The 14,921-nt window shown below is 42.4% G+C and carries 10 protein-coding genes and 1 pseudogene; 6 read left to right on the forward strand and 5 right to left on the reverse strand.

The window, feature by feature from the left end; genetic code table 11:
- Nucleotides 1-4 precede the first annotated feature (4 nt).
- From G337_RS0100455 to G337_RS29120, 3 genes and pseudogenes are all read left to right on the forward strand, one after another.
- Entirely contained in the window at nucleotides 5-649 is a 645-nt protein-coding gene (locus G337_RS0100455) for an NAD(P)-dependent oxidoreductase (RefSeq protein ID WP_028862120.1), read from the forward strand.
- A gap of 108 nt (nucleotides 650-757) precedes the next feature.
- The gene (locus G337_RS0100460) at nucleotides 758-1,660 is read left to right on the forward strand and encodes an oxidoreductase (RefSeq protein WP_028862121.1); all 903 of its coding nucleotides are present in this window, start codon (nucleotides 758-760) and stop codon (nucleotides 1,658-1,660) included.
- A gap of 39 nt (nucleotides 1,661-1,699) precedes the next feature.
- Nucleotides 1,700-1,963, forward strand: a pseudogene (locus G337_RS29120) (MmcQ/YjbR family DNA-binding protein); the annotation flags it as partial.
- On the opposite strand, the gene G337_RS0100465 reads toward G337_RS29120, so the two are convergent.
- The 4 genes from G337_RS0100465 to carA form a co-directional block, all read right to left on the reverse strand.
- Entirely contained in the window at nucleotides 1,941-2,480 is a 540-nt protein-coding gene (locus G337_RS0100465) for a GNAT family N-acetyltransferase (protein WP_028862122.1), read from the reverse strand. The pseudogene G337_RS29120 and the gene G337_RS0100465 sit on opposite strands and share 23 nt — an antisense overlap.
- A gap of 22 nt (nucleotides 2,481-2,502) precedes the next feature.
- Nucleotides 2,503-3,678 (reverse strand): MerR family transcriptional regulator, encoded by a 1,176-nt coding sequence (locus tag G337_RS0100470; RefSeq protein ID WP_028862123.1) that lies wholly within the window; start codon nucleotides 3,676-3,678, stop codon nucleotides 2,503-2,505.
- A gap of 221 nt (nucleotides 3,679-3,899) precedes the next feature.
- Complete coding sequence (carB, locus tag G337_RS0100480) at nucleotides 3,900-7,130, reverse strand: carbamoyl-phosphate synthase large subunit (protein WP_028862124.1); 3,231 nt, start codon at nucleotides 7,128-7,130, stop codon at nucleotides 3,900-3,902.
- 43 nt (nucleotides 7,131-7,173) lie between these two features.
- Nucleotides 7,174-8,310 carry a glutamine-hydrolyzing carbamoyl-phosphate synthase small subunit gene (gene carA / locus G337_RS0100485; protein ID WP_028862125.1) on the reverse strand — a complete coding sequence of 379 codons (1,137 nt, stop codon included), beginning with the start codon at nucleotides 8,308-8,310 and terminating at the stop codon, nucleotides 7,174-7,176.
- Between the two features lie 466 nt (nucleotides 8,311-8,776).
- Between carA and G337_RS0100490 the strand changes: the two genes are divergently transcribed.
- Nucleotides 8,777-10,234 (forward strand): aminoacyl-histidine dipeptidase, encoded by a 1,458-nt coding sequence (locus G337_RS0100490; RefSeq protein WP_028862126.1) that lies wholly within the window; start codon nucleotides 8,777-8,779, stop codon nucleotides 10,232-10,234.
- A gap of 80 nt (nucleotides 10,235-10,314) precedes the next feature.
- Here the strand turns inward: G337_RS0100490 and G337_RS0100495 are convergent, their stop codons facing one another.
- A complete protein-coding gene (locus G337_RS0100495; RefSeq protein WP_028862127.1) occupies nucleotides 10,315-10,824 on the reverse strand; it encodes a DNA-3-methyladenine glycosylase in 510 nt (169 codons plus the stop codon).
- 320 nt (nucleotides 10,825-11,144) lie between these two features.
- On the opposite strand from G337_RS0100495, the gene G337_RS27485 reads away from it, so the two are divergent.
- Entirely contained in the window at nucleotides 11,145-13,562 is a 2,418-nt protein-coding gene (locus tag G337_RS27485) for a response regulator (RefSeq protein WP_051302867.1), read from the forward strand.
- A complete protein-coding gene (locus G337_RS0100505; RefSeq protein ID WP_028862128.1) occupies nucleotides 13,552-14,778 on the forward strand; it encodes a hybrid sensor histidine kinase/response regulator in 1,227 nt (408 codons plus the stop codon). Before G337_RS27485 ends, G337_RS0100505 begins: the two co-directional genes overlap by 11 nt.
- The last annotated feature ends 143 nt before the right edge of the window (nucleotides 14,779-14,921 follow it).

A 14,921-nucleotide genomic window follows, 5' to 3' on the forward strand; every position in this document is an offset into this window, starting at 1 on the left:
AATTATGAAATTTGTAATATTTGGTGCAAACGGTGCCATCGGAACATTGGTAATGAACGAAGCTCTCAAAGATGGTAATGAGGTAGTAGCATATGTGCGTCGTGAGAATACGATCACTATGGAACATACAAATCTAACCGTTGTTGTTGGAGACCTGCAGAATGAATCTCTTATTGAGGATATCGTTAAAGATTCAGATATTGTAATAAGTGCTTTAGGACCATATATGGAAACAACCAGAAAAGTGACAACAACCCCCATTTCTGACGGCTATGAAGTGATTTTCAGAGCAATGAAAAAGCATCAGAAGAAAAGGTTTATTGCTTTGGGAACACCCACGATTCAGGGAAAAGGCGATCGTAAAGACTTTAATAACACCTTTTTTCCAGCGATCTTAAAACTGTTCTTTCCGGTTACACACTTTAAAACTAAAAAAATGGGAAGAGTCATCAGCAATTCTGGTCTGGACTGGACTCTTGTTAGATTTCTTGATCCGAAAGGAAAGCACAAAAATCGCCCCCTCAATATAACCTTGGATGGAACAACAAAGAAGATTCAAATATCCAGAGAACATATCGCAAGTTTTATCTATTCAGCAGCTAAAGACAATCTATATATACAGCAAATGCCCACGATTTCTCATGCATAAGTCTAATAAAAAAGTATAAACAGGTCATACCCAGAGCTGTTTATACAACATAGCGTATGACAGTGGTGGTTAGGCGGCAGCGAAATCTAAACTTTTATTAGGAACAAAATGAAGAGTAATTGGACAACTTCTGATATAGCAAATCTGCACAGCAAGGCCGCAGTTGTTACAGGTGGAAATATAGGGTTAGGCTATAAAAGCAGTTTAGAACTAGCCAGGAAAGGAGCGGTTGTTGTCATTGCCTGCCGAAGTGAAGACAAAGGCAGGAAAGCCGTTGAATCCATAAAAAAGGAAGTTCCTAACGCAAGATGCGATGTGATCCCTCTAGACTTGCTTGACAAAGACTCTATCAGACAATTTTCTGAAACCTTTAATGATCGATACAAGCAGCTCAGTATATTATTATTAAATGCAGGAGTGGTGAATTTAGATAATCTGCAAAGATCCACCGATGGTAACGAAATGCATATGGCAACCAATCACTTAGGGCACTTTGCACTCACCGGCAGATTATTCAAAGTTTTAAAGGACACCGATAATTCACGAGTGGTCACAGTGAGTAGTTTGGCTTATAAATCCGGCGTCATTGATTTTGACGACTTCACTTGGGAAAAACGAAAATATGACAGATTTAAAGCTTATGGGGACAGCAAATTAGCAAACCTTTTGTTTATGACAGAGCTTCAAAAAAAATTTGATAGTGTTGGTTCAAGCGCTGTTTCAGTCGCAGCTCACCCAGGACTCACAGGGACGGAACGCCAGCAGTCCATTGGTATTGGGGGCGTAATTGCACGGTGGATTGCCTCTCCTGTGAGCAAGGGATGCCTGCCTCAATTATCAGCAGCGACTGAGACAAATGTTAAAGCGTGTGAATTTTATGGTCCCAAGTACGGGCTTGCGGGTCCTCCTAGTCTACAAAAAGTGAAATCGAAATTATTGAATAAAGAGCTGTCGAAAAGATTATGGTCATTTTCTGAAGAGTTAACAGGTGTCAAGTATGGAGAAGAGTGACGAAGATCTGCCAGTTATTAGCGAAGCCTCTGTGCAAATAAGCCAGCTTTCATTTTTAAAACATCGGAGCTTAATTTTCACTTTTTAAGTGAATTAGCTGGTTATAAACCTGCCCCTTACTTTGCCTCCCGTGGAATGAAGTGGATACAGCACTATGACAGCTCAAAAGAAACAGATGAAGATTTAGCGTATTACCTTAAAGAGTCTTATCGGATTGTTTCGTTGGGTCTTACTAAAAAAAGGAGCCGAATAAACAGCTCCTTGAAAAATTTAAGGCCTGTTACCAATATTCAGGTTTGCTAAGTGCTTGTACGCAATATGAATTACCGGCAATCGCCTCAATTTTATCACTAACCAAGGATTGACCCAGCCACCCTTCCGGATAGGTTAACTTTAAGGGGGCTTTTACTAACTCTTCGTTAATAGGAGCAAATCCTGCTTTAGAGTAAAAATTCGGATCACCATAAGTAATCGCCAGCTCTACTCCGCTCTGCTTCAAGGCATCAAGCCCAAAGTTAATCAGCTTCTGACCAACTCCTTTTCCCTGACAGCTTGTATGTACTGCTACTGGTGCTAAGAGAAAAGCATTAACCTCACTCTTTTCAAAACCCAGCTTAGAAAAAATAATACTGCCGATGATTTTTTCATTTTCAGTGGCGATAAAACAATAAAGATCATGCCCATCTGTATTAGTTAATAAATCATAGGCTAAGTTTCCTATTAATGTACCTTCTGCTTCTCCTTCTGAGTCTGAAAATGTCTTAGTGAACAGCAGTTTAATTTCTTCAATGCTACTTGGATTATATGTTGAAAATTTCATCTGTCTGCCTTTATATTGTTAGTTAGGATCGGATCTTCTTCAGCACAAAAACCTGATAGCCAAACTCATTTCGATTTTGGCAGCAAATAGCCAGCTCTGTTTCGATATCGAGTAATGCTGCAGAGTGCGCCATTTCAGATTTGAGGGCATCAATACGCTCCTGAAGCGGCAGATAGTAGGCCTGCCATGCCTCTTCGTTAAGAGCAAAGTTATCAAGCACTTGATAACCAGTCGCTTCCGCCAGTTCAATCCGCTGAGCCGCTGTGCTCATATCCGGGTACTCTTTTTGCCAGAATGCCTGTACATCCGCACTTGGCGCTGCTGTATGCCATACCAGATCACTGATTACCAAAACACCGTTATCTTTAAGTAGCCTGCGCCACTGCTCCAGCGCTTTAGCCACCCCCATAATATAAGCACAGCCTTCAGCCCAGATAACGTCAAAGCTTGCCGCCTCAAAGGGCAAGTCTGTCATACTCGCGCATACGGGGGTCACTCTGTCGGCCAGTCCTGCATCAACTAAGCGCTCAGATAAGCGGCTCAGTGCGGGCTTATCATTATCCACAGCGGTGATCATGGCAGAGCAGTGCTTTGCTAAAACCGTGGTGGCAATACCTTGGCCGCACCCTATTTCCAGCATGTTCTGCACAGAAAACGGTATTTTCACCAGCGCTTTTAGCGTTTCCGCTTCAGAGCCAGGGCCCCACCTGTCTAAATCTTTAAAAATCCGGCCAAAATCAGCCATATATTGTTCATGTTCGTTCATGTCTTTTGATAACCATTTCAGTCTTAGGGCCTCTTTTTCGTTAAAGCCCTGTTTTATTAACCAGTCTAAATGTGCATCTGGAGCTATTTTGTCGATAGATTCATGCCATTCCCTGAGTCCGCTTTCGCCCAATAGAGCAGCAAGCAGCTGGCGCGATTTTTGTTTTTGAGCAATCTCCTGATCAAGCAGCTGCAGCCGGTTGAGCAGAATTTTGCGTTCAACTTTGCTGTCCAGGCAAGCTTTACATTCCTTAAGTGTCAAACCGCCGGCCTGAAGCTGCTGTATCAGCTGTAAATGCTGCAGATCCCTGTCACTGTAGGTACGATATCCGTTTCCAAGGCGCCGCCCTTGGATCAGCCCCAGCTTTTCGTAATACAGCAGCGTGGTACGTGACAGCCCTACTTGTGCCGCCAGTTCTGATATTCGATACATCAATCTATTTCTCCTGGTGGGTGCTGACTGCCGTGATAAACTGCATCTTAAACTGTAAAGCTGTAGACAGGTCAATAACTAAAAAGCTATTACTTGGATTATCTTCACTATCAAGTAATAGCATCTTTAAATACTAGCGATAAAAAGCAAGCATAAAAAAAGACTGTCCAGTTACCTGGACAGCCTTTTTAAAGCTTAGCTTTTAAACGTCAGTTAATAAATTAACCGCTGATACGTTTATGCAGCTCCTGCACTGAGTTTACTGTCGCTTCGTCAGCTGTCGGATCTGCAAGATGCGCCTGACAGGTTGCAAATGCGCCGTTCAGCGTAGTTGTGTAGTTTACCTTGTAACGCAGCGCGGCACGACGTAACTGACGTGAATCTTCAATGGCAACACGCCCTTCAGTGGTATTTACCATATAGGTGTATTCACCGTTTTTAGTGCGGTCAAGAATATGCGGACGCCCTTCATGCACTTTATTTACCGTACGTACATAAATACCCGATTCTTTAAGTACTTCAGCTGTACCCGTCGTTGCATCTATCGCATAACCTAAATCGATTAATTTAGAAGCAAGCTTAGCAACACGTGCTTTATCGCTCTTACGCACAGAAAGTAATACGCGGCCGACATTCGGTACATCTTTAATCGAACCCAGTTCCGCTTTTGCATAGGCTTCAGCAAAAGTATTACCTGCGCCCATTACTTCACCGGTACTGCGCATTTCCGGACCTAAGATAGGATCAGAACCCGGGAATTTGTTAAACGGTAATACCACTTCTTTAACTGAGTAGTACGGCGGAATCACTTCCTTAGTTACACCCAGCTCTTTCAGTGTTTTACCGGCCATTACGCTAGCACCGATTTTAGCAATTGGAACACCGGTTGCTTTAGAAACAAACGGAACCGTACGTGCAGCACGAGGGTTAACCTCGATCATGTAGATTTCATTGTTTTTAACCGCAAGCTGAGTATTCATCAGACCGATAACACCAAGTTCTAATGCAAGTTTACGAATGTATTCACGCATCTCATCCTGAATTTCAGCACTTAATGTGTAGGCAGGGAGAGAACATGCCGAGTCGCCAGAGTGAACACCAGCCTGCTCGATATGCTCCATAATACCGCCGATAACCACATCAGTACCGTCGCAGACTGCATCTATATCAACTTCGATTGCATCATCTAAGAAACGGTCCAGCAGTACTGGAGATTCGTTAGAAACACTCACCGCTTCTTTAAAGTAACGGCGCAGATCAATTTCATCATAAACAATTTCCATTGCACGGCCGCCAAGTACATATGACGGACGAACAACTAACGGGTAACCGATACGTTTAGCAGACTCAACCGCCTGCTCAAGCGTCGTAACAGTATCATTTTCCGGCTGTTTCAGACCTAAACGCTCAATAGTCTGCTGGAAACGCTCACGGTCTTCTGCACGGTCAATTGCTTCAGGAGAAGTACCGATAATCGGCACACCAGCAGCTTCAAGAGCACGTGCCAGTTTAAGCGGCGTCTGACCGCCGTACTGTACAATCACACCTTTTGGTTTTTCAACTTTAACGATTTCCAGCACATCTTCGAATGTAATTGGTTCGAAGTATAAACGGTCTGATGTATCGTAATCGGTAGAAACAGTTTCCGGGTTACAGTTAACCATAATGGTTTCATAACCGTCAGCACGCATTGCCATAGCGGCATGTACACAACAGTAGTCAAATTCGATACCCTGACCGATACGGTTAGGACCGCCGCCGATAATCATGATTTTATCTTTATCAGACGGATTAGCTTCACACTCTTCATCGTAAGTAGAATACATGTAAGCTGTATCAGAAGAGAATTCTGCAGCACAGGTATCAACACGTTTATAAACAGGGTGCAGTTCAAAACGCTCACGCAGTTTGCGGATCTCTTTTTCAGACACACCGGCAACGGCTGCGATACGGCTGTCGGCAAAACCTTTACGCTTAAGGCGCTTAAGTTCAGCTTTGTCCAGTGCACGCAGGCCGCCTGCGGCTATTTTCTTCTCTTCAAGGATCAGATCTTCAATCTGTACCAGGAACCATTTGTCGATCATGGTAATTGCGTGGATTTCATCCATGCTCATGCCTAAACGGAATGCATCACCGATATACCAGATACGCTCAGCACCGGTTTCACGCAGTTCGTATAATACTTTGTCCAGCGCATCCGGGTCGTTGACATCAACCATAGGGTTGAAACCGTCAGCGCCGACTTCCAGACCGCGCAGTGCTTTTTGTAAAGACTCCTGCTGATTACGGCCGATCGCCATTACTTCACCAACAGATTTCATCTGTGTAGTCAGACGGTCATTTGAGTTAGCAAATTTTTCGAAGTTAAAACGAGGGATTTTCGTTACCACGTAATCGATAGTAGGCTCGAACGATGCCGGAGTTTTACCGCCGGTGATATCATTCTGCAGCTCATCCAGCGTGTAACCGATAGCCAGTTTAGCCGCGATTTTAGCAATCGGGAAACCTGTTGCTTTCGACGCCAGTGCAGAAGAACGAGATACACGCGGGTTCATTTCAATAAGCACCATACGGCCGTCTGCCGGGTTGATACCAAACTGAACGTTTGAACCGCCGGTTTCAACGCCGATTTCACGCAGTACTGCTAAAGATGCATTACGCATTAACTGATATTCTTTATCTGTTAATGTCTGCGCCGGTGCAACAGTAATTGAGTCACCGGTATGAATACCCATAGGGTCAAAGTTTTCAATCGCACAAACAATGATACAGTTATCATTTTTGTCGCGAACCACTTCCATCTCGTACTCTTTCCAGCCGATTAATGATTCATCAATTAACAGCTCAGTCGTAGGAGAAAGATCCAGACCGTTTGAACAGATCTCGTCAAACTCTTCTTTGTTATACGCAATACCGCCGCCGGTGCCGCCCATAGTAAAAGAGGGGCGGATAATACAAGGGAAACCAACCATGTCTAAAACACCGTAAGCTTCTTCCATTGAATGCGCGATACCGGCACGAGGACACTCAAGTCCGATTTTTTTCATTGCTGTATCGAAACGGCTGCGGTCTTCCGCTTTATCAATTGCGTCAGCCGTTGCACCGATCATTTCAACATTATATTTTGCTAATACGCCTTTTTCTTCAAGCTCAAGTGCACAGTTAAGTGCAGTCTGCCCGCCCATTGTCGGCAGCACCGCACATGGACGCTCTTTAGCGATAATTTTCTCAACCACTTCCCAGTGAATTGGTTCGATGTATGTGGCATCGGCCATATCCGGGTCGGTCATAATTGTTGCCGGGTTAGAGTTAACTAATACAACACGGTAACCTTCTTCTTTCAGTGCTTTACAAGCTTGCGCACCTGAGTAGTCAAACTCACAGGCTTGGCCGATAATAATCGGACCGGCACCAATAATCAGGATGGTTTTTAAGTCATTACGTTTTGGCATGTGAAATTTACCCTTTTTATTCGAATTCTATCTGCGTATGTCACTAGGCTTTTTTGTACTGTTCAATCAACTCAATAAAGTGATTGAATAAAGGCGCCGCATCATGCGGACCGGGACTTGCTTCCGGGTGTCCCTGGAAACTAAATGCAGGTTTATCAGTACGATGAATACCTTGTAGTGAACCGTCAAATAATGAAACGTGCGTAGCACGCAGATTATCAGGTAATGAAGTCTGGTCAGCAGCAAAACCGTGGTTTTGACTGGTGATCATCACAACGTCTCTGTCTAAATCTTTCACCGGGTGGTTGGCACCGTGATGACCGAATTTCATTTTTGCTGTTTTTGCGCCGCTTGCTAAAGCCAGCAGCTGATGACCTAAACAGATACCAAATACTGGAATTTCTGTTTTTAAAATTTCTTGAATTGCTTCGATTGCATAAGTACACGGCTCAGGATCACCCGGTCCGTTGGAAAGGAACACGCCGTCAGGTTTCATTGCTAATACGTCGCCTGCAGGTGTCTGCGCAGGAACCACAGTAACGCGGCAGTCACGATCCGCCAGCATACGTAAAATGTTGCGTTTAACACCGTAATCGTAAGCCACAACATGGTATTTAGCATCTGTAATGTCGTTTGGTAAACCGCCCGTCAGCGTCCAGCTGCCTTGTGCCCATTCAAATGATTCAGCTGTTGTTACTTCTTTTGCTAAGTCCATGCCTTTAAGGCCTGGAAAAGCTTTCGCCTGTGCAAGAGCCTCGGCCTGATCAAGATTTTCACCCGCGATAATACAACCCGCTTGTGCACCCTTTTCACGTAATATACGTGTCAGTTTACGTGTATCAATATCTGCGATACCAACAACGTTACGTGCTTTCAGATAATCACTAAGAGATGTCTGATTACGGAAATTGCTGGCAAGAAGAGGTAAATCGCGAATGACTAATCCGCATGCATGGATTGATGGAGATTCTTCATCTTCATCATTTGTTCCGGTGTTTCCGATATGGGGGTAAGTTAGGGTAACGATTTGGCGTGCGTAGGATGGGTCTGTTAAAATTTCTTGGTAACCTGTCATGGATGTATTAAAAACAACTTCACCGACAGAACTTCCATCAGCGCCTATTGATACACCTTCAAATACAGTTCCATCTTCCAATACCAGTATGGCAGAATGACTCAAGATAACCTCCATTAGGACAACAATAAAAATAAATTTTACGACCATCAACGGAAAGTAATGAGCTTTTTTTCCGCCAACAATCATAAATTTTGGCAAATTCGCGACAGTCTATAGATCTTCCGCACAATTAACCAATCAAATTTTTATTTTTAATGAAATAAAATGATTAATGGGGTATTTAAAGGGGAATAGGAGTTAAAGGAAATAAACGGCTGACAAAATTAGCCATTTATATATGCGCCTAGTAGAATATTTTAATTAGTGTCAGGCCGGCAGGTAAGGTCGGGATAAGAAAAACAGCAGACAGGCCAAAAAACAAGCTGCTGTATAGAGGGATCTTTAAGTTTTTCTTATGATACTATAAATTCTTTTATCTGTTCCTGGCATATTGATTTAGATCAATTTACCATACCTTTAACACCGACTAACAATATGGTTTTCCCTCTCCTTTATAATAAGGTCTTTTATGCAATCCTTACAATCAACTTCCGCTTCTTCTGTCTGGTCTTATTTTTCAAATATCTGTGCAATTCCACATCCGTCAAAACATGAACAGCAGCTGGCTGACTGGATCATCAACTGGGCAAAAGAAAATAACATATCCTGCATTCAGGATGAGATCGGCAATCTAATTTTAAAAAAAGACGCCGCACCGGGATATGAAAATAAAACCGCAGTTATTCTTCAGGCACATCTGGATATGGTGCCGCAGAAAAACAACGCTACACAGCATGACTTTTTAAGCGATCCGATCACCACTATTGTCGACGGCGAATGGCTGCATGCAGACAATACAACCTTAGGTGCGGATAACGGTATCGGCATGGCTGCCTGCTTAGCAGTTTTAGCTGATAAAAACTTAAAACACGGCCCCTTAGAAGTGCTTCTAACCACAGATGAAGAAACCGGCATGACCGGCGCATTCGGTCTGCAGGCTGGTTCGCTGCAGGGGGAAATTTTAATTAATACCGATTCGGAACAGGAAGGTGAGTTATATGTCGGCTGTGCCGGCGGTATTAATGTTAATGTCAGCTTACCCTACGAGAAAATGGAAAGCACACCTTCAGACAGCGCCTATGAAATATCACTGAGCGGCTTAAAAGGCGGTCATTCCGGCTGTGATATCAATTTAGGGCGGGCTAATGCGATAAAAACCTTAGCTTCTGTTTTAAATAACTTTGACGGCGTTCCTTTTCATTTAGCCCTGTTTGAAGGCGGCAGTTTACGCAATGCTATTCCGCGTGAAGCACGTGCCGTGATTGTCTGCGATGCGCAGTACCAGAACAGCTTAGAAATTGTTATCAATACCCTGCAGTTAAACCTGTGTAATGAATTCAAAGAAGCAGAGCCTAATCTGCAGCTTTCAGTACAGCCCTGTGACTTACCGGCCTCTATTTTAACTCATCAGAGTCAGACTAACTTATTAAACAGCCTGCTTGGATGCGCTAACGGCATTTTTGCCATGGATAATAACTTTTCCGATGTTGTCCAGACATCAAGCAATATGGGCGTGATCACCCAGAATAGCGGCGAGCAGAGCAGTTTTGATATTCAGGTATTAATTCGTTCACAGGTTGAGCAGGAAAAACAGACTGAAGCTGAAAAGATTGCGCAGCACTTTACAAAACACGGCGCAGCAGTGCGCAAGGACGGCAACTACCCGGGCTGGACCCCCAACAAAAGCTCTGCCGTTTATAAGGTGATGGAAGCGCAGTACCGCGAGCTGTTTAATGAAACACCAAAAACCATGGTGATTCATGCCGGCTTGGAGTGTGGTCTGTTCAGCGATAAATACCCGCACTGGGATATGATTTCATTCGGTCCGACCATCAAATTCCCGCACAGTCCTGATGAGAAAGTACATATCGCCAGTGTTGATAAGTTCTGGCAGCTGCTGCAGGCAACTCTTGCTGCAATTGATTAAATATCAATAAGTAAACAAGAACTCTTATAAACCGGAGGCTGTATAATACAGCCTCCTTTTTTATCGTCAGTTAACGGCTGTCAATCATCTAATACAAACCGCCATAACTTATTTATCCACACCTCTCCTGCATAATCAATTCCCACACGTTCAGCTGCTGTATAGCTGACAGGCTCAACACCGTTTTCAATCCATATCCGACTGGATTGAGTAATATCCTCTCCATAGAAGGATTTATCTAACTGCAGCTGTCTACCCACTCGCCCGGGGCCGTTTATCTCCTGCAGTCCTCGAATCAGTACTGCCTGCGGGTGTTCATTTGCTCCGGTTACAATATTAAGAAGCCAGTACATTCCATAAATAAGATATACATACACAACCCCGCCTTCCTGATACATCATCTCAGTTCTGGCGGTTCTGCCTTTACTGGCATGGCACGCTGAATCCTCTTCGCCGCGATATGCTTCCGTTTCTGTAATAACGTATTCTTTTCTGCATCCGTCCTCAAAAACACGAACCAGTCTTTTCCCAAGCAGATCTGGAGCGATTTCAAGAACATCATTAGTAAAATATGTTTTAGGTAGTCTCATTTATTATCTCTAAAGGTAACTGAACGGCAGCCGCAGGAAACTCAGCAGTAAAACAGGCTAATCAAAAGCTAGAGCCTAATCTGCTATATAAAGAGGAGCATAGACCAAACTGTCTGGTTGTTTTTTACAAGGCGCCAAAGTAATAAACTTTATGGAGCACCTGGCTCACTTTCGCCCTAAAAACACCTTAGAATAATTTACAGGCAGCGCTGAAAACAAGATCGAATTTACGCTCCGTTACACTTGAGCCGGCAAATTAAACCTAGAAAAAATAATATCTTCTCCTAAACTTGATGGTACGCTTTAGGGAAATAACAACTATGTTAGAAGATGACGATATTTTCGCCTTAAGCGATGAGCATGAGGCCGAAACAAACAGCAGGAATTCCGCATTACCGCCATGGAGAATAATGCTGGTTGATGATGAACCGTCTGTTCATCATGTAACATTACTCGCTTTGCGTTCTTTAACATTTGAAGAAAGAGGCATTGAGTTCCTCCATTGCTACACGGGTGGTGAAGCTAAATTGATGCTTGCGGAGGAAAAAGATATTGCCCTGGTTTTTCTCGATGTCGTTATGGAAACAGAAAACGCAGGGTTGGAAGTTGCCCAGTACATTCGCGAAGATCTAAAAAATAAACAAGTACGCATCATTTTACGCACCGGACAGCCGGGCAGCTTTGCTGAATCAGAAATGATGACCAGCTACGATATCAATGACTATAAAACCAAAACAGAGTTAACCAGTAATAAATTAAAAACCACGATAATTTCTGCTCTACGTTCATATCAGGAGTTAGATAACTCTGAATCTTTACGATTAGCATTAGATAAAATGCTTAAATGTGCTTCTGCATTAATGAGTAAAAAATCGATTACTGAATTAAGCGCAGAAATATCAGCAAGTACCGGGCAGATGCTGCCGTTAGTACAAAAGTTTGAAAGCACTCCACCAGTCGTAAATATAGTCTGCTTCGACAGCGAAGACTTAAGCTGCCGTCAATCTTTTATGGAAAAAAACAGCGGCGGCAGCATTTCTCCAGAGCTCCATCAAAAACTTAGCGATAGTTTTACTGTTGAAAATCCCCCCAGCTTTATTGACGGGCAATATGCACTCTTATATATAGGCAAAACTGCTCAAAAGCAGCATTATTATTTATTGTTAACATACTGCAGCCCCATTGAAGAGAAAGAAACGCTGCTGCTGTTCAATTTACGGACTAATATTGAAATTATTTTTAATAATATCAGCTTAAAAGAATCATTAGAAAATGTGAATACTGGTTTAGAAGAAAAGGTAAAACAGCGCACTATTGATTTTCAACAGGCTTGTGAGCGGGCAGAGCAGGCCAATCAGGCTAAAAGTAGTTTCCTCTCAAATATGAGCCATGAAATACGTACACCAATGAATGCGATATTAGGATTCACGCAGATATTGACACGCAGTGCAGACATTCCCAGTCAGCAGAAGAACACCCTGGAAAAAATAGCCAAAGCAGGCCAGCATCTGTTAGGAATTATTAATGATATTCTTGAGATATCAAAAATAGAAGCGGGCGCGGCGCAGCTGAAATTAATCGATTTTGAACTAGTGACACTGTTAACTGATATAGGACAAATGTTCCAGTTTCGCTGTGAACAAAAACAGCTGGACTGGCATTTTATCAACAACGCAGCTCAATCTATCTATGTCCGCGCAGACGAGGGAAAGATTCGCCAGATTTTAATTAATCTGCTGGGAAATTCAGTCAAATTCACCGACCAGGGCTCAATTACATTAGTTTTAAATCAACCGTCAGCTGATATTTATCAGTTTGAAATTATCGATACAGGCGCTGGTATATCCGCTGAAGAGCAGAAAAAATTATTTCACAATTTTTCTCAGGGAGCCGCCGGAGAAGAAAAAGGCGGGACAGGTTTAGGGCTGACTATTTCAACCAAACATATTGAAATGATGGGGGGAAAATTAACACTGCAGTCGGAACTAGGCAAAGGCTCAACATTTTCCTTCAGCATCGAGCTAGAACGCGGTAATGAAGAAAACGCATTACAAAGTGTGCCTGAAATAGAACAGATTACATTAGTTAAAAATAGAAAATTCAGGGCGTTATGTGTCGATGATATTGCTGAAAACAGGGAGTTATTAGGGAACGTACTTACTTCCTGCGGTATTGATGTTACCTACGCTGAAGACGGCCAGCAGGCTGTTGAATTAATCAAAGAACAAGCATTTGATATTGTTTATATGGATCTGCTTATGCCGGTCATGCGTGGTGATGATGCGGTTAAAATTATTCGAGGAGAGCTCAATCACGACAAGTTAATCTGTATTGCTGTTTCTGCTTTTAGTTTATCCCATGAAATTCAGCACTATTTAACCATTGGTTTTGACCTTTTTATTGCCAAACCATTTTCATTTTCAGAAGTATTCAATAGTTTATTAACTTTTTTTCCTGACGATTTTATTAAAGAAGAGCCGCAGGTCTCTGCTGAAAAAATTGAGCAGAAGCAGAAAGACATTAACTTATCTGAATTTACATTATCCAGCAAAGTGCTGGATGACTTAAAATTATCAGCCTCAATCAACCGTTCATCATATATTAAACAGCTCTTAGCGGACATTGCTGTACAAAGGCCGCAAGACAAAATTTATACTGATTATCTCATCCTGTTTCTAGATAATTTCGATATGGCAGGCCTTGTTAAAGCATTGGAGGAAGTTAAATATGAACAATAATCTCGTCACTATTAAAGGCAGTAAAATATTAATTGTTGACGACAAACAAGAAAACCTGGAGCTGTTAACGCAAATATTAGAAGCAGAAGGCTTTGAAATTGCCTTTGCAGTAGACGGTGAGCAGGCAATTAAAATCGCCAACCTGTTTTTACCGCATCTTATTCTGCTGGATGTCATGATGCCGGGCATTGACGGCTTCGAAACCTGCCGACGCTTAAAGTCGCTTAACGATGTCAAAGAGATTCCGGTTATTTTTGTCACAGGAAAAGCCGGCATTAATGATATCGTTGAAGCATTTAATGCCGGAGGGGTTGACTACGTAACAAAACCAATACGACACGAAGAAATTCTGGCCCGTGTCAATACTCATCTGCAGCTGCAGGCGCTTATATCTTTACGTGATGAGCTGATCAGCGCCTTAAGAGATCAGAATATTGAATTAGAAAAAATGAGCAGTCTAAAAGATGAGCAGCTGGAAACCGCTGTGCAGTTTAACCATATTGGAGAGTTAGTGGGCGAGCTCACTCATGAAGTAGCTACACCGCTCGGCATAATGAATACAGCGATGAGTACGTTAGATGAACAACGGTTAACCATGATGAAACAGCTGGACGAGAATCATCTTTCCAAAAAAAATCTTACCGATTTCATTGAAATATCAGGAGAAGTTTCTGATATTGTTAATTCCAATTTAAACCACGCTATTAATCTGGTTAATAGTTTTAAAAAAATCGTAGTCGGAGAATTCAGCCACACTAAAACTGAGTTTGTAATAAGTACATATTTGAATGATATCAAGCATACTTTACTCCCCAAATTTAAACGCTGCACACATACTTTGAAGATTGAATGCGCAAAACCAATCGTGTTTACTGCTGAAACAGGTGCCTTATCTCAGGTACTAATTAACTTAATCAGTAATGCTTTAATACATGCATTTTCAGAAGAACAAAACGGCAGTATTCAACTCGTTGCCAGTGAAACAGATGACGCTGTTATTCTGGATGTAATAGATGACGGCAAAGGACTCGATGAATCATCACTCAATAAAATTTTTGACAAGTATTATTCAACGCGAAGTGGTAAAGGAGGCAGCGGCTTAGGGCTCTACATAGTTAAAAAACTTGTAGAGAATAATTTGAACGGAAATATAAGTGTCAAAAGTTCACTAGGTAACGGCACACATTTTTCGATATCCATGGCCAAAACAACATAACGCTAGAGTAAACGAATACAGCAGGAGCAGATGCCTGCTCAATCAAACCGCTAAAGATAAGTTTAATTACCTTTAAAATAATTATTGCCGCTAACTTAACAAGCCAATATTTATTATCACCTTAATGCTAAGCCGGCTTTGCA

Origin of the sequence: Psychromonas aquimarina ATCC BAA-1526 (assembly GCF_000428725.1) — a bacterium.
In the GTDB taxonomy this organism is placed as follows: domain Bacteria; phylum Pseudomonadota; class Gammaproteobacteria; order Enterobacterales; family Psychromonadaceae; genus Psychromonas; species Psychromonas aquimarina.